This is a genomic window from Stenotrophomonas sp. STEN009, assembly GCF_056760395.1.
This window is the reverse complement of the sequence record NZ_JBRRES010000048.1, coordinates 1-25,250: the sequence shown is the minus strand read 5'-3', so window position 1 is coordinate 25,250 and position 25,250 is coordinate 1. Positions and strand designations below refer to the sequence as shown.

The 25,250-nt window shown below is 66.7% G+C and carries 20 protein-coding genes; 11 read left to right on the top strand and 9 right to left on the bottom strand.

Annotated features, from left to right (window positions below; translation table 11 throughout):
- Positions 1 to 540: 540 nt before the first annotated feature.
- From ACVOMM_RS17130 to ACVOMM_RS17115, 4 genes are read left to right on the top strand one after another with little or no spacing between them, the layout of a single operon-like run.
- The gene (locus ACVOMM_RS17130; RefSeq protein WP_164152593.1) at positions 541 to 2,796 is read left to right on the top strand and encodes a methyl-accepting chemotaxis protein; all 2,256 of its coding nucleotides are present in this window, start codon (positions 541 to 543) and stop codon (positions 2,794 to 2,796) included.
- A 48-nt stretch (positions 2,797 to 2,844) separates the two neighbouring features.
- A complete protein-coding gene (locus tag ACVOMM_RS17125; RefSeq protein ID WP_481526544.1) occupies positions 2,845 to 3,699 on the top strand; it encodes a CheR family methyltransferase in 855 nt (284 codons plus the stop codon).
- The gene (gene cheD / locus ACVOMM_RS17120; RefSeq protein WP_053519995.1) at positions 3,696 to 4,292 is read left to right on the top strand and encodes a chemoreceptor glutamine deamidase CheD; all 597 of its coding nucleotides are present in this window, start codon (positions 3,696 to 3,698) and stop codon (positions 4,290 to 4,292) included. The genes ACVOMM_RS17125 and cheD overlap by 4 nt, the downstream gene beginning before the upstream one ends.
- Positions 4,289 to 5,365: a protein-glutamate methylesterase/protein-glutamine glutaminase gene (locus ACVOMM_RS17115; protein ID WP_481526543.1), complete on the top strand. Its 1,077-nt coding sequence runs from the start codon at positions 4,289 to 4,291 to the stop codon at positions 5,363 to 5,365. The genes cheD and ACVOMM_RS17115 overlap by 4 nt, the downstream gene beginning before the upstream one ends.
- A gap of 69 nt (positions 5,366 to 5,434) precedes the next feature.
- Here the strand turns inward: ACVOMM_RS17115 and acnB are convergent, their stop codons facing one another.
- From acnB to ACVOMM_RS17075, 8 genes are all read right to left on the bottom strand, one after another.
- On the bottom strand, positions 5,435 to 8,026 hold the full coding sequence (gene acnB / locus ACVOMM_RS17110; protein WP_053519994.1) for a bifunctional aconitate hydratase 2/2-methylisocitrate dehydratase: 2,592 nt from the start codon (positions 8,024 to 8,026) through the stop codon (positions 5,435 to 5,437).
- Positions 8,027 to 8,077: 51 nt separating this feature from the next.
- Positions 8,078 to 8,476 (bottom strand): type II toxin-antitoxin system VapC family toxin, encoded by a 399-nt coding sequence (locus tag ACVOMM_RS17105; protein ID WP_053519993.1) that lies wholly within the window; start codon positions 8,474 to 8,476, stop codon positions 8,078 to 8,080.
- 6 nt (positions 8,477 to 8,482) lie between these two features.
- Positions 8,483 to 8,707 (bottom strand): AbrB/MazE/SpoVT family DNA-binding domain-containing protein, encoded by a 225-nt coding sequence (locus tag ACVOMM_RS17100; protein ID WP_053519992.1) that lies wholly within the window; start codon positions 8,705 to 8,707, stop codon positions 8,483 to 8,485.
- 122 nt (positions 8,708 to 8,829) lie between these two features.
- Positions 8,830 to 10,266 (bottom strand): OprO/OprP family phosphate-selective porin, encoded by a 1,437-nt coding sequence (locus tag ACVOMM_RS17095; RefSeq protein ID WP_481526542.1) that lies wholly within the window; start codon positions 10,264 to 10,266, stop codon positions 8,830 to 8,832.
- A gap of 113 nt (positions 10,267 to 10,379) precedes the next feature.
- Positions 10,380 to 11,156 (bottom strand): ABC transporter permease, encoded by a 777-nt coding sequence (locus ACVOMM_RS17090; RefSeq protein ID WP_053519990.1) that lies wholly within the window; start codon positions 11,154 to 11,156, stop codon positions 10,380 to 10,382.
- A complete protein-coding gene (locus ACVOMM_RS17085) occupies positions 11,140 to 11,973 on the bottom strand; it encodes an ABC transporter ATP-binding protein (RefSeq protein WP_053519989.1) in 834 nt (277 codons plus the stop codon). The genes ACVOMM_RS17090 and ACVOMM_RS17085 overlap by 17 nt, the downstream gene beginning before the upstream one ends.
- Before the next feature lie 13 nt (positions 11,974 to 11,986).
- Positions 11,987 to 13,042, bottom strand: coding sequence for an ABC transporter substrate-binding protein (locus tag ACVOMM_RS17080; RefSeq protein ID WP_053519997.1), 1,056 nt, complete (start codon positions 13,040 to 13,042; stop codon positions 11,987 to 11,989).
- A gap of 77 nt (positions 13,043 to 13,119) precedes the next feature.
- Positions 13,120 to 14,241 (bottom strand): 4-oxalomesaconate tautomerase, encoded by a 1,122-nt coding sequence (locus ACVOMM_RS17075; RefSeq protein ID WP_065182664.1) that lies wholly within the window; start codon positions 14,239 to 14,241, stop codon positions 13,120 to 13,122.
- Between the two features lie 109 nt (positions 14,242 to 14,350).
- Here ACVOMM_RS17075 and ACVOMM_RS17070 point away from each other — a divergent pair, with 109 nt between their 5' ends.
- The 4 genes from ACVOMM_RS17070 to ACVOMM_RS17055 all read left to right on the top strand — a co-directional run bounded on the left by ACVOMM_RS17070 (position 14,351) and on the right by ACVOMM_RS17055 (position 19,494).
- Positions 14,351 to 15,253 (top strand): LysR family transcriptional regulator, encoded by a 903-nt coding sequence (locus tag ACVOMM_RS17070; protein WP_053519987.1) that lies wholly within the window; start codon positions 14,351 to 14,353, stop codon positions 15,251 to 15,253.
- A gap of 172 nt (positions 15,254 to 15,425) precedes the next feature.
- Positions 15,426 to 18,179 carry an aconitate hydratase AcnA gene (gene acnA / locus ACVOMM_RS17065; protein WP_481526541.1) on the top strand — a complete coding sequence of 918 codons (2,754 nt, stop codon included), beginning with the start codon at positions 15,426 to 15,428 and terminating at the stop codon, positions 18,177 to 18,179.
- A 308-nt stretch (positions 18,180 to 18,487) separates the two neighbouring features.
- Complete coding sequence (locus ACVOMM_RS17060; protein WP_053520391.1) at positions 18,488 to 18,862, top strand: type II toxin-antitoxin system Phd/YefM family antitoxin; 375 nt, start codon at positions 18,488 to 18,490, stop codon at positions 18,860 to 18,862.
- Entirely contained in the window at positions 18,862 to 19,494 is a 633-nt protein-coding gene (locus tag ACVOMM_RS17055; RefSeq protein ID WP_263178122.1) for an ATPase, read from the top strand. The genes ACVOMM_RS17060 and ACVOMM_RS17055 overlap by 1 nt, the downstream gene beginning before the upstream one ends.
- Positions 19,495 to 19,515: 21 nt before the next feature.
- On the opposite strand, the gene ACVOMM_RS17050 is transcribed toward ACVOMM_RS17055, so the two are convergent.
- Complete coding sequence (locus ACVOMM_RS17050) at positions 19,516 to 21,066, bottom strand: BCCT family transporter (RefSeq protein ID WP_111186107.1); 1,551 nt, start codon at positions 21,064 to 21,066, stop codon at positions 19,516 to 19,518.
- A gap of 169 nt (positions 21,067 to 21,235) precedes the next feature.
- Here ACVOMM_RS17050 and betI point away from each other — a divergent pair, with 169 nt between their 5' ends.
- The 3 genes from betI to betA all read left to right on the top strand — a co-directional run bounded on the left by betI (position 21,236) and on the right by betA (position 25,110).
- The gene (betI, locus tag ACVOMM_RS17045; RefSeq protein WP_053520388.1) at positions 21,236 to 21,826 is read left to right on the top strand and encodes a transcriptional regulator BetI; all 591 of its coding nucleotides are present in this window, start codon (positions 21,236 to 21,238) and stop codon (positions 21,824 to 21,826) included.
- 40 nt (positions 21,827 to 21,866) lie between these two features.
- Complete coding sequence (betB, locus tag ACVOMM_RS17040) at positions 21,867 to 23,339, top strand: betaine-aldehyde dehydrogenase (RefSeq protein WP_481526540.1); 1,473 nt, start codon at positions 21,867 to 21,869, stop codon at positions 23,337 to 23,339.
- Positions 23,340 to 23,427: 88 nt separating this feature from the next.
- On the top strand, positions 23,428 to 25,110 hold the full coding sequence (gene betA / locus ACVOMM_RS17035; RefSeq protein WP_053520386.1) for a choline dehydrogenase: 1,683 nt from the start codon (positions 23,428 to 23,430) through the stop codon (positions 25,108 to 25,110).
- Positions 25,111 to 25,250 lie beyond the last annotated feature (140 nt).

Below are 25,250 nucleotides of genomic sequence, written 5' to 3'. Positions count from 1 at the left end.
GGACAAGGCTGAAGCAACAGCCGTGCTTGGCCCGGGGGGGAGGGGAACCCCCACGGCCCCCCACCCAACAACAAAAAAAAAAAAAAAACACCACACAAACACAAACCCCCCCCCCCCCCCCCCCCCCCCCCCCCCCCCACACAATAAAAAAAACCCACGGTTTTGCCGGCCCCCCCCCCCATATTGGCGGGGGGGGGGGGGGGGGGGGGGGGGCGGGACCGTTGGCGCCATGGATGGCGCCATCGAGCCCCCATGGATGGGTTCACGGCGTGTCCTGCCTGCCCACCCCGCCCCGGCCAAACCATAGCAACCCATCGCCATGACCTGCCGTTGCCGTTGCCGTTGCCGTTGCCGTTGCCGTTGCTGTTGCGTGAAAGGCCTGCCGCAGGCAGCGCCGCAGCCGCCGCTGCAAGGAAACCTGAATGCGTTCCGGCACTGCACCTCAATCCCGCGCGCCCGCGGCCGATAACGGGGGTGTCATGGTGTATTCCGCCGTGGCCGGCTCGGCGCCGCCCGCCTGCTTCAAACTGGTCCTGCTCGATGAACCTCATGCATCGCTGGCAACACTACTTCAGCAATCTCTCCGTCCGGCGCAAGCTCAATCTGCTCACGCTGCTCATCGCGCTGGGCGTGGTCGCGCTGTCGGTGATCGCCGCCCGCATGCAGTACCTCGACCTGACTGAAACGCGCAAGACCTCGCTGAAGACCCAGGTCGAACTGAGTTACGGCATTGTCCAGCACTACCACCGCCTGGCCGGTACCGGCGAGCTCAGCGAAGAGGCAGCCAAGGCCGCCGCCCTGCAGGCGCTGGAGAGGATGCGTGCCGAGAACGACACCTACTACTACAACGTCTACGACACCGGCTACCGGGTACTCATGCACCCGTTCCGCAAGGACCTGGTCGGCAAGGACATGAAGGATTTCCGCACCGATGAAGGGGTGCGCATCTATTACCAGCAGGTCGAGGCAGCCAAGGCCGGGGGCGGCTTCGTCGACTACCGCTGGGCCAAGCCCGGCAGCGAAGGCACGGTCGGCAAGATCGCCTATGCCGGGCTGTTCGCGCCGTGGAACTGGGTCATCAGCAGTGGCGTCTACACGGACGACGTGCAGAAGCAGGCCCTGGTGTTCACCACGATCATGGCGATCTCCGGTGGCGTGGTGGTTCTGATCGTGCTGGCCTTGAGCTGGCTGATCGGCAACCGCATCGCGGTACCGTTGAAGCAGGCTACGGCCGTGGCCGAAGGCATCGCCGCTGGCAGACTGGACAGCCATATCGGCCCGCAGCCGCATGACGAGCCCGGCCGCCTGCTGGACGCGATGTCCGCCATGCAGCGGCAGCTGCACGCCGTGATCGGCGGCCAACGCGAGATGGCACGTCGCCACGACGCCGGTGAACTCAGCTACCGCATCGATGCCAGCGCATTCCCCGGCGAGTATGGGCTGATGGTGCAGGAGACCAATGCGCTGGTCGGCGGCCACGTACAGACCCTTCATGATGTGCTCGATGTCGTCCAGCAATACGCCGTTGGCGATCTGAGCCGTGATATCGCCCGCTACCCGGGCGAGAAGGCGGCGATGACCCACGCCGTCGATACCGTCAAGGACAACCTCGGCCGCATCAATGCCGAGATCAAGCAGCTGGCTGGCGCCGCCGCTGCCGGTGACTTCAGCCGTCGCGGCGACGCACAGCGCTTCGATCACGATTTCCGCACCATGCTGGAAAACCTCAACGCGATGATGGCAGTCAGCGATGAGAACCTCGGCAAGCTGTCACAGCTGCTGTCAGCCATCGCCGAAGGCGACCTGACCGCCCGCATGCAGGGCGACTACCAGGGCGTGTTCGCACGCATGCGTGACGATGCCAATGCCACCGTCACCCAGCTGACCCGCATCGTTGGCCAGATCCAGGCCAGCGCCTCCAGCATCACCCTGGCCGCCGGCGAAATCGCCTCGGGCAACAACGACCTGTCGCGCCGCACCGAACAGCAGGCCGCCAACTTGGAAGAAACTGCCGCCTCGATGGAGGAACTGACCTCCACCGTGCGCCAGAACGCCGAGCACGCCCGCCAGGCCAACCAGCTCGCCATCGGTGCCCATGGCGTCGCCTCCCAGGGCGGCGAAGTGGTCGGCCAGGTGGTCACCACCATGTCCGCCATCGAAGCCTCCTCGAAGAAGATCGCCGAGATCATCAGCGTCATCGACGGCATCGCCTTCCAGACCAACATCCTGGCCCTGAACGCCGCGGTCGAGGCCGCCCGTGCCGGTGAACAGGGCCGCGGCTTTGCGGTGGTCGCCAGCGAAGTGCGCACCCTCGCCCAGCGTTCGGCCGCTGCCGCCAAGGAGATCAAGGGCCTGATCGACGACTCGGTGGGCAAGGTCGCCGATGGTTCTGCGCTGGTGCACAAGGCCGGTGCCACCATGGGCGAGATCGTTGCCTCGGTGCAGCGCGTGACCGACATCATGGCCGAGATTTCCGCGGCCTCGCAGGAACAAAGCGCCGGCATCGAGCAGGTCAACCAGACCGTGGTGCAGATGGACGAGACCACCCAGCAGAATGCCGCGCTGGTGGAGGAAGCCACCGCCGCTGCGCGGGCGATGGAGGAGCAGGCCGCGCAGCTGGCCGATGCCGTGGCGATCTTCCGCCTCGACAACCAAGTGGCCGCCGCAGTGAAGGCGGTGGCCGCACGGGTGGAACCAACGGTGACCGCCAACACGGCACGCGCGCATGCGCCGGCCGCGCCGGTCCGCCGCGCCCACACTCCCCCCGTCGTCGCCAGCGACTGGCAGGAATTCTGAGAACCCGCGGTGGCTGCGGCCACCGCCCACGCCGATGGACACTCCCCCGTGCATAGTCCCAGCCCCATCGTCACCGGTCCGCGCGAGTTCGAGTTCGCCGACCGCGATTTCCGCCGTGTCTGCGACCTGATCTACCAGCGGGTGGGCATCGCCCTCGCGCCCGCCAAGCGCGACATGGTCTATGGCCGCCTGTCGCGTCGCCTGCGCACACTCGGCATGCGCAGCTTCCAGCAGTACCTCGACCATCTGGAACAGGAGGGCGGTGACGAATGGCAGGCGTTCACCAACGCCCTGACCACCAACCTCACCTCCTTTTTCCGTGAGCCCCACCATTTCGACAAGCTGCGCGAGGAACTGCGGCAGCGCTCCGGCCACGCCCCGCTGCTGCTGTGGTCCTGCGCCGCGTCCACCGGCGAGGAACCCTACTCCATGGCGATCACCGCGTGCGAGGCGTTCGGCAGCCTGAAGCCGCCGGTCCGCATCATCGCCACCGATGTCGACACACAGGTCCTGGCCACCGCAGGCCGTGGCGTGTACGCCATCGACCGCGTCGCCAGCCTCGATCCGGAGCTCCGCCGACGGTATTTCCAGCGTGGCAGTGGCCCCAACGAGGGCCAGTGCCGGGTGCTGCCCGCACTGCGCGAACTGATCGAGTTCCGCCCGCTGAATCTTCTTGCCCCGCGCTACGACGTTGGCGGCCCGTTCGATGCGCTGTTCTGCCGCAACGTGATGATCTATTTCGACAAGCCGACCCAACGCGCCATCCTTGGCCGGCTGGTGCAGCATCTCACCGATGATGGACTGCTCTACACCGGCCACTCGGAGAACTACCTGCACGCGGCCGATCTGATCCAGCCCTGTGGTCGCACCCTGTACCGACGCGCGCAGGGGGCCGGGGCATGAACGCCTCGCTGCGCACCGACGAGGTGATGCGCTACCAGGACGCGCGCTTCCAGACCCTCGCCGCCAAGCTGTTGCCGACCCAGTACCTGGTGGTCGACGACACCACTGCGCTGACCACCACGCTGGGCTCCTGCGTGGCTGCGTGTCTGCGCGATCCGGTGCTGAAGATAGGCGGCATGAACCATTTCCTGCTGCCGGAAGGCAATGCCGGTGACGGCGCGCCTGCACGCTACGGCAGCTATGCGATGGAGCTTCTCATCAACGACATGCTCAAGCGCGGCGCGCACCGCAAGCGCCTGGAAGCCAAGGTGTTCGGCGGCGCCAACGTGCTCAAGGGTTTCACCAGCAATCCAGTAGGAACCCGCAACGCCGAGTTCGTGCGCCAGTACCTGCAGGCCGAGCACATTCCGATCATCGCTGAAGATCTGTGCGGCATCCATCCACGCAAGATCTGGTTCTTTGCCGATACCGGGCGCGTGGTCGTGCAGCGCCTGCCACATGCCCACGAAGCGGAAGTGGCCGCCACCGAATCGGCAGTGCGTGCCCGTCTGTCCAGGGCCCCGGTCACCGGTGGCGTGGAGCTGTTCGAATGACCCTGACCGGCAACGCCCCCTGCCGGGTGCTGATCGTGGACGACTCCGCCGTCGTGCGGCAGATGCTGACCGAAATCCTCTCCAGCGATCCGGCCATCGACGTGGTCGGCACCGCCGCCGATCCGCTGCTGGCACGCGAGAAGATCAAGCGCCTCGCCCCGGACGTGATCACCCTGGATGTAGAAATGCCGCGCATGGACGGGCTGGCCTTCCTGGAAAACCTGATGCGCCTGCATCCCTTGCCAGTGGTGATGATCTCTTCGCTGACCGAGCGGGGGGCCGACACGACCCTGCAGGCGCTGGCACTGGGTGCCGTGGATTTCGTTTCCAAGCCGAAGCTCGATGTGGCGCGCGGACTGCAGGGCTATGCCGAGGAGATCATCGGCAAGGTGAAGATGGCCGCACGCTCGCGGGTGCGGCCGCTGCTGCGGGCTGCGGCACCGAAACTCACCCTGAATGCGGCACCGGCATCGCGCCCGGTGGCACCACAGTTCCGCACCACCGACCGCCTGATCGCGATCGGTTCGTCAGCCGGTGGCACCGAAGCCCTGCGCGTGGTGCTGGAAGGCCTGCCCGCCGATGCACCGGCGGTGGTGATGACCCAGCACCTGCCGGCCAGCTTCAGCAGCGCCTTCGCCGAACGCCTGGACCGGCATTCGGCCATGGCCGTGCGCGAGGCCAGCGACGGCGAAGCCGTGCTGCCCGGCCATGCCTATCTGCCGCCGGGCGGCAGGCACCTGCGGATCATCCGCGATGGTGCGCGCTGGCGTTGCCGCGTCGATGACGGCCCAGCCGTGAACCGGCACAAGCCTGCGGTCGATGTGCTGTTCCGTTCGGTGGCCCAGAGTGCCGGCGGCAATGCCATCGGCGCCATTCTCACCGGCATGGGCGATGACGGCGCGCGCGGCCTGCTGGAAATGCGCCAGGCAGGCGCTCCGACGCTGGTGCAGGATGAAGCCACCAGTGTGGTCTGGGGCATGCCCGGCGCCGCGTTCAAGCTCGGCGCGGCCGAGGAACAGGTGCCGCTGGAACGGATCGCCGAGCGCCTGCTCGCCCTCGCCCGCGGGCAATAGCGACGAACGCCCGCTCCGCACTGCATGAAAAAACCCCCGGCTTTCGCCGGGGGTTTTCGTTTCAACGCATCAGGCGGCGACCGTATTGGCCACGTCCTGGTACTCCTCGATCTGGTCGAAGTTCATGTAGCGGTAGATCTCGCTGCCGCTGGCGGCGATCACGCCGACGTCGGCCATGTACTCTTCCTTGGTCGGGATGCGGCCCAGACGCGAGCAGATCGCGGCCAGCTCGGCCGAGCCCAGGTACACGTTGGTGTTGCGGCCCAGACGGTTCGGGAAGTTGCGGGTCGAGGTCGACATCGCGGTGGAGCCTTCGCGGATCTGGGCCTGGTTGCCCATGCACAGCGAGCAGCCCGGCATTTCCATGCGCGCGCCGGTCGCACCGAAGGTGCCGTAAACGCCTTCCTTGGTCAGCTCGGAGGCGTCCATCTTGGTCGGCGGGGCCACCCACAGACGGGTCGGCAGGTCGCGCTTGCCTTCCAGCAGCTTCGCGGCCGCACGGAAGTGGCCGATGTTGGTCATGCACGAACCGATGAACACTTCGTCGATCTTGGCGCCGGCCACTTCGGACAGGGTCTTCACGTCGTCCGGATCGTTCGGGCAGGCCACGATCGGCTCGTGGATGTCGGCCAGGTCGATCTCGATGACAGCAGCGTACTCGGCGTCGGCGTCCGGCTCCAGCAGCTGCGGGTTGGCCAGCCAGGCCTCCATCTTCTCGATGCGACGCTGCAGCGAACGCGGATCCTGGTAACCCTCGGCAATCATCCACTTCAGCAGGGTGATGTTGCTGGTCAGGTACTCGATGATCGGTTCCTTGTTCAGGCGCACCGAGCAACCGGCGGCGGAACGCTCGGCCGAGGCGTCGGAGAGCTCGAACGCCTGCTCGACCTTCAGCTCCGGCAGGCCTTCGATTTCCAGGATGCGGCCGGAGAAGATGTTCTTCTTGCCAGCCTTGGCAACCGTCAGCAGGCCCGACTTGATCGCGTACAGCGGAATCGCGTTGACCAGGTCACGCAGGGTCACGCCCGGCTGCATCTGGCCCTTGAAGCGCACCAGCACCGATTCCGGCATGTCCAGCGGCATCACGCCGGTGGCGGCGGCGAAGGCCACCAGGCCCGAGCCGGCCGGGAACGAAATGCCCACCGGGAAACGCGTGTGCGAGTCGCCGCCGGTGCCGACGGTGTCGGGCAGCAGCATGCGGTTGAGCCAGCTGTGGATCACGCCGTCGCCCGGACGCAGCGAGATGCCACCGCGGGTGGAGATGAACTCCGGCAGCGTGTGGTGGGTCTTCACGTCCACCGGCTTCGGATACGCGGCGGTGTGGCAGAACGACTGCATCACCAGGTCGGCCGAGAAGCCCAGGCAGGCCAGGTCCTTCAGCTCGTCGCGGGTCATCGGGCCGGTGGTGTCCTGCGAGCCCACCGAGGTCATCTTCGGTTCGCAGTAGGTACCCGGGCGCATGCCCTGGCCTTCCGGCAGACCGCAGGCGCGGCCGACCATCTTCTGCGCCAGCGAGAAGCCCTTGCCGGTGTCGGCCGGCTGCACCGGCAGGCGGAACAGGGTGGTCGGGGCCAGGCCCAGCGCTTCGCGCGCCTTGCCGGTCAGGCCACGGCCGACGATCAGCGGAATGCGGCCGCCGGCACGCACTTCGTCGAACAGCACTTCGGACTTCACTTCGAACTCGGCGATCACTTCGCCGTTCTTCAGTGCCTTGCCGTCATACGGACGCAGCTCGACAACGTCGCCGTGCTCCATCTTCGAGACATCCAGCTCGATCGGCAGCGCGCCGGCATCTTCCATGGTGTTGTAGAAGATCGGGGCAATCTTGCCGCCCAGGCACACGCCACCGGCGCGCTTGTTGGGGATGTAGGGGATGTCGTCGCCGGTCCACCACAGCACGCTGTTGGTCGCCGACTTGCGCGAAGAGCCGGTGCCGACCACGTCGCCGACGTAGGCCACCAGGTGACCCTTTTCCTTCAGCGACAGGATCTGCTGGATCGGACCGCGCTTGCCGTCTTCTTCCGGAGTGAACGGCGCGTCATCGCGCTTGTTCTTCAGCATCGCCAGGGCGTGCATCGGAATGTCAGGACGGGTGGTGGCGTCCGGCGCCGGCGACAGGTCGTCGGTGTTGGTTTCGCCCGGCACCTTGAACACGGTGATGGTCAGGCTCTGCGGCACTTCCGGCTTGCTGGTGAACCACTCGGCGTCGGCCCAGCTCTGCAGCACGGCCTGGGCATTGGCATTGCCGGCCTTGGCCTTGTCCTGCACGTCGTGGAACGCATCGAACACCAGCAGGGTGTTCTTCAGGCCGTCGGCGGCGATGGTGCCGACGCTGGCGTCGTCCAGCAGCTGCACCAGCGGGGCCACGTTGTAACCGCCCAGCATGGTGCCCAGCAGCTCGGTGGCGCGCTCGCGGCTGATCAGCGGGTTCTGCTCGCTGCCCAGCGCGATCGCGGCCAGGTACGAGGCCTTGACCTTGGCGGCGTCGTCCACGCCGGCCGGCACACGGTGGGTCAGCAGGTCGAGCAGGAACTCGGCCTCGCCCGCCGGCGGGTTCTTCAACAGTTCAATGACGTCTGCCGTCTGCTGGGCGGTCAGCGGCAGCGGCGGGATGCCAAGCGCGGCGCGCTCGGCTACGTGGTGGCGATAGGCTTCCAACATGACAACTCCCGGGTAATGCGGTTATGGAACAGTGAAAGGAATGCAACGGGCTCAGGCGTGCGGCACGATCAGCTTCAGGCCCTTGAAGTAGTCGCGGTAAAACGTGTCGTTCCAGGTGATGAGCCCGTCGCACTGCAGCAGTGCATGGGCCCCCACCATGAAGTCGTCCAGGCTGCGGCGCTGGGTACCACGCTGGCGGTGGCGGCGATGCATCTCGCCGGCGCGCAATGCCGATTTGGCTTCCAGCGCGTTGAAGTGGACGCCCATCTCTTCCAGCGCTTCCAGCACCTCGGCCCCGCCGCGCAGGCTGGCGCAGACTTCGGCCAGGGTCGCCCCGCACACCACCACCTTGCCGCCGACCAGGCTCTGCCGCAGGCAGGCCTCGACGGCGTCGGCCTGCGGGCCATTGCTCAGCAGTTCGACCAGCACAGGGGAATCGACGGCGATCATCACGGCTTAGTCCTCGTCGCGCACCGCGCGTACGGCGGCGTCGGCGGAATCAAAGCCGTCCAGCGCGAACTTGCCGCGCGCCCGTGAAATCGCGTCGTCGACACTCTTGCGCAGAATGATGCGGCTGCCGTCCAGTTCGACCTTGAGCTGGGTGCCCTTGGTCAGGCCCAGGGCGTCACGCACAGCCTTGGGCAGGGTGATCTGACCGCGTTCGGCGACAGTGGCTTCCATGGGTAGGCCCTCTTCGGTATGTACGAATTATACATACTCAAGGCGTCATACCGCCAGCCGCCCCCCCCTTACGGCAATGCCGGCACGTGGCCGGCATTGTCCGTTCAGCTTGATGCCTTCACTCAGAACGCAACCTGCAGCCGGGTATTGACCGTCGTGCCCTCGTCCTTGCCGCGCACCGCATCGGTGGGGTTGTCGGTCTGCCAGCGGATCACGTCGAGCATCACCCGGCTGTAGTCGTTGAGATACCAGTTGGCACCCACCGTCCACGCATGTCCGGTGCCGCCGGTCGGCAGTTCCGAGTAGTCCACGTCTTCGTAGCGCGCACGCAGCTCCCATGCGCCCCGCCCGCCACGGGTGACCGGATCGGCCACCTTGACCCGGCCCCAGGTGCCGGTCTTGCCCGAGTACGCCGGGCTTGCCCCGCCAAGGAACCAGCCGGCGGAAATCGCCCAGGCCTGGTGATCGAGGTCGTAACGGCCGCTGGCATCGGCGCCGCGCAGGTTGCGCGTGCCCCACTCGCCCGTGGCCCAGCCCTGGCCAAAGAAGCCCGCCGCCTCCACACCGTAGGCGGTGCTGCGATCGGTGCCGACCAGCGCGCCCGGTGTGATCTTGACCAGGTCGTTGAAGTGGCCGGCAATGGCGGAGCTGCGCAGCACGCCCGAGGAGCCTGCGGCGATCTCTTCGTGGAACGCCCACGCTCCCAGATGCACGGTCGCGGCCTTGCTGTCGATCGGGTTCCAATGGACGCGGGTGGCCCAGGTCTGGCTGTCGTTGTTGTCACCGGCATTGTTGAGGTCGTTGCCGGCCACTGACAGGCTGGCGTGCCAGCCCTTTCCGTACACGCGCTCGGTGAGGCCGACGCCGAACAGCCCCCGCTGCGGCAGCATCAGCGTGCCCACCACGTTGCGGTCCGGGAACGGCGTGTTGGAGGTGCTGCTGGAGCCATCGATGCCGCGGTCGTTGAGGCGGTTGCCCACGGTGAGGTCGGCAGGCAGGCCGAACAGCCTGTGGTCCACGGTGGCATACACCGACTTCCACGCCACCTCGTTGTCAGCGAAGTCGCCCTCCACCACCCAGCCGAGCGTGCCGTAGCGGCCCTCCGCGCCCAGGCGCACCGAACGGATCTCGGTACCGGAGATGTTGCGGTCGCTGCTGGACGAGCCGTCGGTGCTGGAGCCGTCCACGAACAGACGACCGCGCGGGCGGAAGATCACGTTGCCGTCAGCGCTGCTGAATTCCGGCGCGCCCTTCGACCACGACACCTTCGGCGCCTTGGACTGCTGGGTTTCCAGCGCCGCAACACGGGTTTCCAGGGCAGGCGCAGGAGGGGCAGCCGCTGCGTTGCCGGCGGTCGTACCGACGCCTTCCAGCGCATCCAGTCGCGACTGCAGTTGCTGGATCTGCTGCGCCTGCTGCTGCACCAGCGCGGCAAGTTCGGCCTGGCTCAGCGGGGCCGGTGGGGCTGTGGCGGCCTGTGCTCCGGCATGGCCGCTGGCCAGCAGCAGGCCAAGGGCGACCGTCAGCGCTGCACGCGGCAGCACGGGATGGCTATGCATGGTGTTCTCTCCAGCCAGCCGGCCCCCTGGCCTGGCGCTGGCCCGTTGCGATGATGCGGGGGAATTACGGAAGGGCGCGCCGCCGGATCATTCCAGCGGCGCGCCAGGCAGGCTCAGCTGGTGGCCTGGGCCTGGGCGTTTGGACGCCAGGTGATGAGCTTGTTCTCGACCACGTCGAGCAGTGCATCGATGACCAGCACGAAGGCGGCCAGGATGATGATGCCGGCGAACACGCCCACGGCATTGAAGTTGCCTTCTGCCTGCGCGATCAGGTAACCCAGGCCCGCCGAGGCACCCAGATATTCGCCGATGATCGCGCCGACCACGGCAAAGCCCACCGAGGTGCGCAGCGAGGACAGGATCCAGCTCGCCGCCGCCGGGAAGTACACGTGACGCAGCAGGTCACTGCGGCTGGCACCGAGAATGCGGGCATTGGCCAGCACCACCGGGTTCACTTCGCGCACGCCCTGCATGGCATTGAAGAACGTGGTGAAGAACACCAGCGTCACCGCCAGTGCCACCTTCGACCACAGACCCAGGCCCAGCCACAGCACGAAGATCGGCGCCAGCACCACGCGCGGGATGGCATTGAAGCCCTTGATGAAGGGATCGAGGATGCGCGCCGAGCGCCGGCTCAGGCCCAGCCACACACCGCCTGCAACGCCCAGCCCGGTACCGATGAGGTAGCCCAGCGCGGTTTCGGTCAGGGTGATGTACACGTGCTGGTAGAACGAGGTATCCGACAACCAGTTCCACGCCTGCTGGGCGATGGCCGTGGGCGCGGGGAAGAAGAACGGGTCGATCCAGCCCAGCGCGATGCCGCCTTCCCAGCCACCGAACACGGCGATGACCAGTGCGATCTGGATGAAACGGTCAGTCCTGGCGTGCATAGCTCTTCTCCACTTCGCCGCGCAGGCAGGCCCAGATGTCGCGGTACAGGTCGGTAAAACGTTCGTCGAGCTTGATCTCGGCAACGTTGCGGGGGCGTTCCAGGTCCACATCGAAGCTGCGCACCACGCGGCTTGACGGACCCGAGGACAGCACCACCACGCGGTCGCCCAGCGCGATGGCCTCTTCCAGGTCGTGGGTGATCAGGATCACCGAGCGACGGTCTTCCTGCCACAGGCGCAGCAGTTCGTTCTGCATCAGATGGCGGGTGTGGATGTCCAATGCCGAGAACGGCTCGTCCATCAGGATCACCTTGGGCTCCACGATCAGTGCCTGTGCCATCTGCACGCGCTTGCGCTGGCCGCCGGAGAGCTGGTGCGGATAGCGGTGCTCGAAGCCGGTCAAGCCGACCTTGGCCAACCAGGTGGTGACCTTCTGCCGGCGCTCGGCTTCATCGACGCCGCGGAACTTCAGGCCCAGTTCCACGTTCTGGAAGGCGGTCTTCCACGGCAGCAGCGCGTCCTGCTGGAACAGGTAGCCGACGGACGCCTGCACGCCATTGACGGCGCGTCCGTCGATGCTCACGTCACCGGCGCTGGGCTTGAGCAGGCCCGCCACGGAATTGAGGATGGTGCTCTTGCCGCACCCGGTGGGACCGACGATGGCGAGGAACTCGCCATCACCGACCTGGATATCGACATCGCGCACGGCGGTGAAGTCACCGAAGGACATGGTCACCTTGTTGATGGCGACCATGGTCTGTGCGGGCTCCAACTGCGGTGCGCCATTGAACTGGCGCACGGTGGCATTGAGGGCCATGGGTTATCTCCGCTTACGGTTGGGTTGCCTGCGTCGCGGCGCTGGCGCGCTCGACGAAGGCATTGGTGTAGGTCCGGGACAGGTCGATGTCCGCGTTGGCCACGTCCTTGTTGAACTCGCGCAGCACCTTCAACGGCGTTTCCAGGTCCGCGGGCGTGAAGTGGCCATCGGTGGTGAAGATGGCGCGGGCGTTCTCCACGGCGCGCGCGTAGGTGGCGCGGTCGCCGGAGACGTAGCTGTCCGGCAGCGCAGCGACGATGTCCTCGGCACTGTTGTCGGCGATGAACTTCAATGCCATCTGCTCGGCGCGGGCGATCTTCTCGGCTGCTTCGGGACGTGCTTCCAGGAAGCTGCGGTTGGCGTACATCACCGAGGTGGGATAGAGACCGCCGTACACCTGGCGTGCCCCCTCGTCGCTGCGCGCATCAATGATGATCCTGCCGACCTTGCGCTCGGTGATCAGGGTCGCGGCCGGATCGTAGTTGACCAGCAGGTCGATCTTGCCCTGCTCGAGCGCCGCCACCGCCGCCGCACCAGAACCCACGCCGATCAGCGAGATGCTGTCCACCGGGATGTCGTGCTGGGCCAGGAAGTGGCGCACGAAGAAGTCCGATGACGAACCCGGGGCGGTAATGCCGATCTTCTGGCCCTTGATGGTCTGCGGGCGCGCCGGATCGAAGCTGGCATCCTCGCGGCCGGCCATCACCAGGCCCGAATTGCGCGACAGCAGCACGAAGCCGACCACGTCCTTGTGCTTGGCCTGCATCTGGATGGTGTGGTCGTAGAAGCCGACCGCCACGTCGGTCGAGTTGGCGACCAGGGCCTGCAGCACCTTGGAGCCGCCCTGCGCGAAGTTCTCGGTCTTCACCTGCAGGCCGACGTCCTTGAAGTAGCCCTTGGCGTCGGCGATGAAGAACGGCAGGTTGTTGAGGTTGTAGGAACCGACGCTGATCCGCACCGGCGCATTGTCGCCGCCGGGCGCCGAGGCCCCGCTGGCATCGTCTTTGCCGCAACCGGACACGGCCAGGCTCGCCGCGCACAGCGCGGCCATGAAGAACTGCTTGTACATCATCCCTCCCAGGAGTGAAGCATCTGCGTTGTAGTGGCCTGGCCACGCGCATCTGCGCGGCCCCGACCGGTTTCAGGTCATGCCGCTGAGGTCCATTGGCGGGCTTCGGTGGAATGGGTTTCGGCAGTGGCAGGCGAAGTCGCGAACACGCGCCCTTCGAACAGGCGGCGCGCGGTACGGACCACGCTGGCAACGACCGGCGCATCGTCCGAGCTGCGGCTCAGGCCCACTTCCAGCAGGCCGCTCGGATGTTCGAGGGTAATGCTGCCCGGCATCGGCAGGCATCCGACGAAAGTGTTGGCCAGGGTGCCGGGCGTGACTGCGGCGGTGGCCAGACCGACCGCGCCGGTGATGGCAAGCGCGGTGTGGCATTGGTGGGGCATGAAGTAGCGCACCTGCAGGTCGCCGCCCTGCTGCGGTGCGGAAAGCAGCACCGGCTTGGGAATCACCTTGCTGCCCGCGTCGGCGATGCCCATGTGCGTACCCGCCTCGATGCGCATCGCTTCCAACCGCGCCAGCAGCGCATGATCCGCGTTCAGTTCCGCCGGCGAGGCGTCACCACGGACACCCATATCGGCCGCGCGCACCATCATCATCGGCATCGCGCAATCCACCAGGCTGACGGCGATGCCGTCGATCATATCCTGCGGCCGCCCACTGGGCAGCAGCCGGCCGGTACGTGCACCGGCCGCATCGAGAAAGGCCAGGCGGACCGGCGCGGCAGCGCCAGGCGCGCCCGCGATACGCGTGTCGCCCCGGTAGGCCACCTGGCCGTTCGGGGTTTCCACCGTGGCCACGATCAGCTTGCCGGTGTTGACGTTGTGGATGCGCACTTCGGTGCGCGGGTGGCGCGCAGGAACCAGTCCGCGTTCGATCGCGAAGGGACCGACCGCCGCCAGCATGTTGCCGCAGTTGGGGGTGGTATCCACCACCCGCTGCTCGACCCGGACCTGCGCGAACAGATAGTCGACATCGGCATCGGCGCGGCTGGCGGGGCTGACGATCGCCACCTTGCTGGTCAGCGCATTGCCACCGCCGATGCCATCGATCTGCAGCGGATGGCCCGAGCCCATCACCTCCAGCAGCAGCTGGTCGCGCAGGCCGGCGTCGGCCGGCAGGTCCGAGGCCAGGAAGAACGGCCCCTTGGACGTGCCGCCACGCATGAGGACGCAGGGGATACTGAGCAGATCGTTCGACATACGTGTGCTAGATTGATGCGTATAGGGGATGAATGACCCCTCTGTGATTCGATACTGGCATGAGCCGGATTGATCTGTGAATTGCTGATTTTTGGATGATTGATACCGTATGAGCATCAATTGCGAAATCCTCGATCTGCGCGCGTTCCTGCTCGTCGCCGAGACGCGCAGCTTCCATCGCGCCGCCGAAACCCTGCACGTCTCGCAGCCCGCGCTCAGCCGCCGGATCCAGAAGCTGGAGCAGGCCGTCGGCTCACCGCTGCTCGAACGCACCACCCGCAGCGTCAGCACCACCGCGGTCGGCGAGAACCTGCTGCCGCTGGTACGGCGCATGCTGGAGGAATTCGATGGTTCGCTGTTCTCGCTGCGCGGGCACGACGACACGCGCGGCGCCACGGTCACCATCGCCTGCCTGCCCACCGCGGCGTTCTACTTCCTGCCCAGTGTCATGGCACGCTTCCACGATGCGCATCCGCACGTCCGCTTCCGCATCCTCGACATTCCCGCCACCGAGGGGTTGCAGGCAGTGGAACGCGGCGAAGTGGAGTTCGGCATCAATTTCATGGGTGCCAACGATCCCAACCTGGATTTCGATGTACTGGCCGAGGACCCGTTCGTGCTGGCCTGCCGCCGCGATCATCCGCTGGCTCGCAAGCGCCGCGTGGAATGGGCCGATCTTGCCCAGCACCAGCTGATCACCGTGCATCGCACCAGTGGCAACCGGACCCTGCTCGATGGCGCCCTCGCCCGTGAGAACCTGAAGCTGAGCTGGCATTACGAAGTGACCCACCTGTCCACCTCCCTGGGCATGGTCGAGGCCGGGATCGGCGTGTCGGTGCTGCCGAAGATGGCTACCCCGGACGGCGACCATCCCATCCTGGTGACCCGGCCGATCGGCAATCCGGTGGTCTCGCGCACCATCGGCATCGTGCGCCGCCGTGGTGCCCTGCTCTCGCCCACGGCCGAACGCTTCCTGCAGATGCTGATGAGCCAGTGGCGGGGCAAGCCGTGACATCGGCACTACATACAGCCATGTAACCTTGCGTCCTGCGCCGAGGACGTTCCCGGCCGCGCCGGCTCCGCCATACTGGCGGGGATCCGGTGGCGGAGAGCCCCGGCATACGCAAGCAGGTCCGTCCATGCACGGGCCACTGCAAGCCATCCGCAAGAAGGAGTCATCCCGCATGAGCGATTCGTTCTCCACCCGCAGCCAGCTGGACGTCGGCGGCAAGACCTACGACTACTTCAGCCTGCCCACACTGGGCCAGCGCTTCGACATCTCCCACCTTCCCTACTCGATGAAGATCCTGCTGGAGAATCTGCTCCGGCACGAAGACGGCGGCGTCACCGTCGGCAAGGAGCACATCGAGGCCGTTGCCCGCTGGAGCCCGGCGGCCGAGCCGGACACCGAAATCGCCTTCATGCCCGCGCGCGTGGTCCTGCAGGACTTCACCGGCGTACCGTGTGTCGTCGATCTGGCCGCCATGCGCGATGCGGTGGTCAAGCTGGGCGGCAAGCCGGAACAGATCAACCCGCAGATCCCTTCGGAACTGGTGATCGACCATTCGGTACAGGTCGATGTGTTCGGCAAGCCGGACGCGCTCGATCTCAATGGCAAGATCGAATTCCAGCGCAACCAGGAACGCTACGGGTTCCTGCGCTGGGGCCAGAAGGCGTTCGACAACTTCAAGGTGGTGCCGCCCAACACCGGCATCGTCCACCAGGTGAACCTGGAGAACCTGGCCCGCGTGGTGATGACCGCGGACAAGGATGGCAGGGCCGTGGCCTACCCGGACACCGTGTTCGGTACCGACAGCCACACCACGATGATCAACGGCATCGGCGTGCTTGGCTGGGGCGTGGGCGGCATCGAAGCCGAAGCGGCCATGCTGGGCCAGCCGTCGTCGATGCTGATCCCGCAGGTGGTCGGCTTCAAGCTCACCGGCCGGCTGCCTGAGGGCGCCACCGCCACCGACCTGGTGCTGACCGTCACCCAGATGCTGCGCAAGCTGGGCGTGGTCGGCAAGTTCGTCGAATTCTATGGCGATGGCCTGCAGCACCTGCCACTGGCCGACCGCGCCACGATCGGCAACATGGCACCGGAATACGGCGCCACCTGCGGCATCTTCCCGATCGACGCCGAATCACTGAACTACCTGCGCCTGTCCGGTCGCAGCGAAGAACAGATCGAACTGGTCGAGGCCTACGCCAAGGCGCAGGGCCTGTGGCACGAACCGGACAGCCCCCATGCCCAGTACAGCACCACGCTGGAGCTGGACATGGGCACGGTGAATCCGTCGCTGGCCGGACCGAAGCGCCCGCAGGACCGCGTGCTGCTGGAAGACGTGCAGAAGAACTACCGCGAAGCGCTGGTCGGCCTGACCAGCAACCGCGACAAGCGCAGCGACGATGTGGCCTCCTTCCTCAACGAGGGCGGCGGCACCGCGGTCGGCAACGAACAGCTGGCCAAGGGCTTCGCCGACATCGAGATCGAAGGCCGGAAGGTCCGCCTGAAGGATGGCGCGGTGGTCATCGCCGCGATCACCTCCTGTACCAACACGTCCAACCCGGCGGTGATGATCGGTGCCGGCCTGCTGGCGCGCAACGCGGCGGCCAAGGGCCTGGATCGCAAGCCCTGGGTGAAGACTTCGCTGGGCCCAGGCTCGCGCGTGGTCACCGACTATCTGGAAAAGGCCGGGGTGCTGAAGGAGCTGGAGAAGATCGGCTTCTACGTGGTCGGCTACGGCTGCACCACCTGCATCGGCAACTCCGGCCCGCTGCCGACCGAGGTCAGTGCCGGCATCGCCGCCGGTGACCTGGTGGTGACCTCCGTGCTGTCGGGCAACCGTAATTTCGAAGGCCGCGTGCATCCCGAAGTGAAAATGAACTACCTGGCCAGCCCGCCACTGGTGGTCGCCTACGCCATCGCCGGCACCACCGACATCGATCTGACCACCCAGCCGCTGGGCACCGGCAGCGACGGCCAGCCGGTCTACCTGCGCGACATCTGGCCGAGCAACAAGGAAATCGGCGATGTCATCGCCGCCACCATCGGCCCGGAGATGTTCAAGCAGAACTACGCCGACGTGTTCAAGGGCGATACGCGCTGGAACACCATCGCCTCGCCGGACGGCAATCTGTACGAGTGGAGCGATGACTCCACCTACATCAAGAACCCGCCGTACTTCGATGGCATGACCATGCAGACCGGCAGCATCGACGACGTGCATGGCGCGCGTGTGATGGGTCTGTTCGGCGACTCGATCACCACCGACCATATCTCGCCGGCCGGCAACATCAAGAAGGATTCGCCCGCGGGGCGTTACCTGCAGGCCCGGGGCGTGCAGCCCGCCGACTTCAACAGCTACGGCAGCCGCCGCGGCAATGATGACGTGATGGTCCGCGGCACCTTCGCCAACATCCGCATCAAGAACCTGATGTTCGGCGGCGAGGAGGGTGGCAACACCCTGTACTACCCGGCCGGCGGTGGTCAGCCGGAGAAGCTGGCGATCTACGACGCGGCGATGAAGTACAAGGCCGACAAGGTGCCGCTGGTGGTGCTGGCCGGGAAGGAGTACGGCACCGGTTCGTCGCGCGACTGGGCCGCCAAGGGCACCCTGCTGCTGGGCGTGAAGGCAGTCATCGCCGAGAGCTTCGAACGCATCCACCGCTCCAACCTGGTCGGCATGGGCGTGCTGCCGCTGCAGTTCCGCAATGGTGAGAACGCGCAGTCGCTGGGGCTGGATGGCTCGGAAGTCATCGACATCACCGGCCTGGAGGACGGTGCGAGCAAGCGCGCCACGGTCACCGCGACCCGGGCCGATGGCACGCAGAAGCGCTTCGAGGTGTCGGTGATGCTGCTGACACCGAAGGAAGTGGAATACTTCCGCCACGGCGGCCTGCTGCAGTACGTGCTGCGTCAGCTGGCTGCCCGCTGACCCGGCGGGCGCCATCCGGCGGGCGGAAGCCCGGCCCCGGCGTTACCGCCGGGGCGCTGCGGAGGCGCGCGAACCGGTGGTTCGCAACCGCGCCTCCTCGCCCACCACGGCGGCCTGCTGCAGTACGTGCTGCGTCAGCTGGCTGCCCGCTGACCCGGCGCGCGGCATCCGGCGGGCGGAAGCCCGGCCCCCGGCGTCACCGCCGGGGCCGAATCGCCCATGAATCATATTTTTGATATTTTTCACCATTCATGCAATTTGCATGAAACAGGCGTAAGGTGATCGCACAGGTCCCCTGGAGCACCGCCATGCTGCACGCCCCCGTCCGCTTCGACCCGATCAACGAGCTGACCCACACCACCGCCTCGTCGGTGAAGGAACACTGGCGCAAGGTCATGCAGGAAGTGCGCGACCAGCACATGGTGGTGGTCACCAATCACAACGAACCGCAGGCCGTGATCGTTTCCATCGAGCAGTACCGTGCGCTGCAGGCCAAGGTCGAAGCGCTGGAAAGCTCGCTGGAGGAACTGCGTGGGCAGGACCCGGCCCTGGCGGATCTGCGTGCCGGCTTCGACCAGCGCCTGGCGGTGCTGCAGCACGCCCAGGCCGGTGATGCCGCACGCGCACTGCTGCGTCGCCCTGCCCGCCTGAAGGGCCAGGTCAAGGCGGGCACGGGCCACTGATGCCACGCCCGTTCCTGTATGTGCTTGCCGGCGTCAATGGCGCCGGCAAGAGTTCGGTGGGTGGCCACGTGCTGCGCGAAGCCGGCCTGGAATGGTTCAACCCCGATACGTTCGCCCGCGGGCTGCGCGAGCGGGCCGGCCTGGACCCCATGGAGGCCAATGCCGAAGCCTGGCAGGAGGGTGTCAACCGTATCCGCGACGCCCTGGATCACGCCCGCAACCATGCCTTCGAGACCACGCTGGGGGGCAACTCGATCACCGCCCTGCTGCGTGAGGCCAGCCGCACCCATGACGTGCTGATGTGGTTCTGTGGACTGTCCAGCCCGGAGCAGCACATCGCCCGGGTACGCGCACGGGTGCAGGCCGGTGGCCACCCCATTTCCGAAGTCGACATCCGCCGCCGCTGGCCGCTGGCGCAGCAGAACCTGATCGGGCTGATGCCGGTGCTGGCGCAGCTGCAGGTCTACGACAACAGCGCCGACGCCGCGCCGGGCGAGGCCGTGCCCGATCCACAGCTGCTGCTGCAGATGGAGGACGGCCACCTGCAATGGCCGGCCGCCGATGACCTGCGGCAGCTGCAGCGCACGCCCCCATGGGCGACAGCTCTGCTGGAAGCCGCCCTGCGCCTGTAATGCCAAGGGCCGGCAGTGCGCTCAGCGCCGCGGCGCGTCCGGATCGGTGCGCAATGCGCGCAGCAGGCCCAGCATGTAGAACGCCAGGGTGAACGAGAACGGTAGACCGCACAGGACCACGGCCGTCTGCATCGCGCTGAAGTTGCCCGCCAGCAGCAGGCCGATGCTGGCCACGGTGATGCCCACCGCCCAGAACACGCGCAGCCAGATCGGCGCATCGTGACCATCCTCCACCCCGTCGTCGACACGGCGGGTGCACAGGTTGGCGATCATCAGCGTACCCGAATCGACCGGGGTCAGGAACAGTACGAAACCGATCACCACTGCGGCACCGGCTACATAGGGTGCGCCGGGCAGGTACTCCAGCAGCTTGAACAGGGTCATCGCTGCATCGTGCTGCGCCACCTGCCCCAGCACCGCCTGGCCATGGTTGAGCACCAGATCGATGGCGGTGTTGCCGAAGATCGACAGCCACGCCAGCGTGAAGCCGAGCGGTATCAACAGCACGCCCATCACTACCTCGCGGATGGTGCGGCCGCGCGAGATGCGTGCCACGAACAGGCCCACGAACGGCGCCCAGGCGATCCACCACGCCCAGTAGAACAGCGTCCAGGAACCCATCCAGGCGCGGCCCTGCGGATCGTTGAGATACATGTCGAAGCTCTTGCGCACGAATGCGCCGAGATAGTCGCCCGTGTTCTGCACCAGGCCATCGAACAGATGCAGGGTCGGGCCGGTAACCAGCACGAACAGCAACAGCGCGCACAACAGGCGCACGTTGAGGTTGGACAGCCAGGCGATGCCCTTCTCGACCCCCGCCACCACGCCGATGGTGGCCACCACCATCATCACCAGCACGATCGCGACCAGTACCTGCGGTGTGTCCGGGATGTGGAACAGATAGACCAGGCCGGACTGCACCACCAGCGCACCGATGCCGAGATTGGTGACCATGGAGATCAGCGTGGCGAGAATGCCGAAGCCATCGACCATGTCGCCGATGCGGCCATGGATGCGCTCACCGAAGATCGGATACAGCGCCGAGCGCAATGCCAGCGGCAGGTTGCGGCGATAGGCGAAATAGCCCAGCGCCACCCCGACCAGCGCGTACAGCGCCCAGCCATGCAGGCCCCAGTGCAGGAAGGTCAGCACCATCGCCTCGCGCCCGGCCGCCACCGTGCCGCCCGGCTGGCCCGGCGGGTTGAGGAAATGGTCCAGCGGCTCGTAGGCACCGTAGTACAGCAATGCGATACCGATACCCGCCGAGAACAGCATCGACACCCACGCGACGTAGCCGAAGGCCGGCGATTCCTCGTTGTGGCCCAGGCGGATACGGCCATAGGGCGAGAACGCCAGCCACAGCACGAATCCCAGGCACAGCACGACCAGCAGCATGTACCACGCGCCGAACGCAGCCGAGACTTCGGCCTGCGCCCATTGCAGCCAGTGCTCGCTGGCATCGGGATAGAGGACGGTGAGCAGCCCGAGAATGCCGATCGACACCGAGGAGCTGAGGAAGACAAAGCGGTTCAAGCGCAGGGGCGAGCGCTTGGGGTGAGCCTGGGAAGACATGGGATCGTCTCATCAGTCCGAAGGAGCACATGGGCGGGGCCGGACCGGGAAACCGGGCCCATGGCGTGGGGCGCGAGCGCATCCTAGGGTTTATTGATTGAACGTTCAATCAATAAAAAGCATAATGATGGCCAACCCGATGCCTCGGGCCGCAATCCGTGGAGAGACAATGCCGAAGAAGGGCGTGGAGCCGGTCCGTCGCGAACAGTTGATCCGGGCCACTTTCCAGACCATCGACGAAATGGGCATGGCCGATGCCACCGTCGCCACCATCGCCAGGAAGGCCGGGCTGTCCAGCGGCATCGTCGCCCATTACTTCGGCGACAAGGACGGCCTGCTCAACGCTGCGATGCGGCAGATCCTGCGCGAACTGCGGGACGCGGTCGCCCGCTGCCGGGCCGGGGTGGGCGACGATCCCCGCGACCAGCTGCGCGCCATCGTCGATGGCAACTTCGATGACAGCCAGATCAATGGCACCGCGATGCGTGTCTGGCTCACCTTCTGGGCCGCGAGCATGCACCAGCCGGAACTGGCGCGCCTGCAGCACGCCAACGACCAGCGCCTGTTCTCCAACCTGTGCCACCAGTTCAACCGCGTGCTGCCACGCCCACAGGCACGCCTCGCCGCCCGCGGCCTGGCCGCGATGATCGATGGCCTCTGGCTGCGCGGCAGCCTGGTCGGCGGCGCCTTCGATGCTGACAAGGCCCGACGCATCGCCTACGGCTACATCGACTTCCAGTTGCAGGCCGACGCGCTATAAGCGCTTTCAGCTTCCCGCCCCCTTTCGAGGAGTACGCCCCATGACTACCCTGCCCGTCCAACAGCTCTACATCCATGGCCGCCGGGTCGATGCCACCAGCGGCAAGACCTTCGCCACGGTCAACCCCGCCACCGGTGAGGTCATCGCCGAGGTGCAGGTCGCCAGCCAGGCCGACGTCGAACGCGCCGTCGAAAGCGCCACCGAAGGCCAGAAGGCATGGGCGGCAATGACCGCCATGGAACGTTCGCGCATCCTGCGCCGCGCCGTGGAGATCCTGCGCGAGCGCAATGACGAACTGGCCCGCCTGGAAACGCTCGATACCGGCAAGGCGCTGGCGGAAACCACCACGGTGGACATCGTCACCGGCGCCGATGTGCTGGAGTATTACGCTGGCCTGGCGACCGCCATCGAAGGCATCCAGCTGCCGCTGCGCGAATCCAGCTTCTTCTACACCCGCCGTGAACCGCTGGGCGTGGTCGCCGGCATCGGTGCCTGGAACTACCCGATCCAGATCGCCCTGTGGAAGTCGGCGCCGGCACTGGCCGCCGGCAATGCGATGGTGTTCAAGCCGTCCGAGGTCACGCCGCTGACCGCCATCCGGCTTGCCGAGATCTACACCGAAGCCGGCGTGCCGGCCGGCGTGTTCAATGTCGTGCAGGGCCCCGGTCGCGAAATCGGCAACTGGCTCACCGAACATCCGGTGATCGAGAAGATCTCCTTCACCGGTGGCGTGGCCACCGGCAAGAAGGTGATGGCTGCAGCCGCCTCCTCCTCGCTGAAGGAAGTGACCATGGAACTGGGCGGCAAATCGCCGCTGGTGATCTGCGATGACGCCGATCTCGACCGCGCCGCCGACATCGCGGTGATGGCCAATTTCTTCAGCTCCGGCCAGGTGTGCACCAATGGCACCCGCGTGTTTGTGCCGCGCGGCATGCTGGCCACGTTCGAGGCCGCCGTGGTCGAGCGCGTCAAGCGCATCCGCATCGGCGATCCGATGGCCGCGGGCACCAACTTCGGCCCGCTGACCAGCTTCCCGCACATGGAGAACGTGCTGCGCTACATCGAAAGCGGCAAGACCGAAGGCGCGCGCCTGCTGATCGGCGGCGGCCGTGCCACCGACGGCACGCTGGCCCAGGGCGCCTATGTGCTGCCGACCGTGTTCTCCGACTGCCGCGACGACATGACCATCGTCAAGGAAGAGATCTTCGGGCCGGTCATGAGCATCCTTGCCTATGACAGCGAAGATGAAGTGGTCCGCCGCGCCAATGACACCACCTTCGGCCTCGCCGCCGGCGTGGTCAGCAAGGACATCAGCCGCGCCCACCGCATCATCCATCGCCTGGAAGCCGGCATCTGCTGGATCAACACCTGGGGCGAATCGCCAGCCGAAATGCCGGTGGGTGGCTACAAGGAGTCCGGTGTCGGCCGCGAGAACGGCCTCTCGACCCTGGGCCACTACACCCGCATCAAGTCGGTGCAGGTCGAACTGGGCGACTACGCCAGCGTGTTCTGAGCCGCGCCCCTCGTCCGGCCACCGCGCCGATCCGACATTCCGCCGGGACGCCTGCGTGCAGCGTGTCCCGGCCTGAAGGAGAACAACCATGAGCACCCATAACGAGTACGACTACATCATCATCGGCGCCGGCTCGGCCGGCAACGTGCTGGCCACCCGTCTGACCGAAGATGCCGATGTGAGCGTACTGCTGCTGGAAGCGGGTGGCCCGGACTACCGGCTCGACTTCCGCACCCAGATGCCGGCGGCGCTGGCGTTTCCGCTGCAGGGCAAGCGCTACAACTGGGCCTACAAGACCGACCCCGAGCCCTTCATGAACAACCGCCGCATGGACTGCGGCCGTGGCAAGGGCCTGGGCGGTTCGTCGCTGATCAACGGCATGTGCTACATCCGCGGCAACGCGATGGACTACGACAACTGGGCGAGCATGCCCGGCCTGGACGACTGGACCTATCTGGACTGCCTGCCCTACTTCCGCAAGGCCGAGACCCGCGACATCGGCCCCAACGATTACCACGGGGGCGATGGCCCGCTGCGGGTGACCACCCCCAAGGCCGGCAACAACGAACTGTTCGCAGCCATGGTTGAAGCCGGCGTGCAGGCAGGCTATCCGCGCACCGATGACCTCAACGGCTACCAGCAGGAAGGCTTCGGCCCGATGGACCGCACGGTCACGCCGAAGGGCCGCCGCTCCAGCACCGCCCGCGGCTATCTGGATCTGGCCAGGCCGCGCCCGAACCTGACCATCGTCACCCACGCGCTGACCGACCGCATCCTGTTCTCCGGCAAGCGCGCGGTGGGCGTGCAGTGGCTGCGCAACGACCAGCCGCAGCGTGCCACTGCCCGCCGCGAGGTGCTGTTGTGCGGCGGCGCCATCGCCTCGCCACAGATCCTGCAGCGCTCCGGCGTGGGCCCGGCCGATCTGCTGCGCAGCCTCGACATCGACCTGGTGCATCACCTGCCGGGCGTCGGCGCCAATCTGCAGGATCACCTGGAGATGTATCTCCAGTACGAATGCAAGAAGCCGGTCTCGCTGGCGCCGGCGCTGAAGCTGTACAACCAGCCGGCAATCGGCGCTGAATGGCTGTTCCTGGGCACTGGTATCGGCGCCAGCAACCAGTTCGAGGCCGGCGGCTTCATCCGCAGCGATGCCGAGTTCGACTGGCCCAACCTGCAGTATCACTTCCTGCCGGTGGCCATCAACTACAACGGGTCCAATCCGATCAAGGCACACAGCTTCCAGATGCATGTCGGCTCGATGCGCTCGCCCAGCCGTGGCCGCATCCATGTCCGCTCCAAGGATCCGCGCGAGCATCCAAGCATCCTGTTCAACTACATGTCGCACGACCAGGACTGGCGCGAGTTCCGCGCGGCGATCCGCATCACCCGCGAGATCTTCGCGCAGCCGGCACTGGCTCCATACAGCGGCCGCGAGATTTCGCCGGGCAGTGCACTGCAGACCGATGCACAGATCGACGCGTTCGTCCGTGAGCATGCTGAGACGGCATACCACCCGTCCTGCTCCAACAAGATGGGCCACGCCGATGATCCGATGGCGGTGGTGGACGGCCAGGGCCGTGTGCATGGTCTGGAGGCCCTGCGCATCGTCGACGCCTCGATCATGCCGCAGGTGGTGACCGGCAATCTCAACGCGCCGACCATCATGATCGCCGAAAAGCTCGCCGACGTGATCCGCGGCCGTGCGCCGCTGCCCCGCAGCACCGCGCCCTACTACAAGGCCAATGGTGCGCCGGTGCGCAGGCAGGGCTGAGCACCGCACGCACCCTGAAACACCCGCCGGGGGGGGGGGGGGGGCGGGGGGGGGGGGGGGGGGGGGGGGGGGGGGGGGGGGGGGGGGGGGGCGCGCCCCGCGGCCGCCGGCGGGCCGCGGGGGCGGGGGCGCACCGGCGG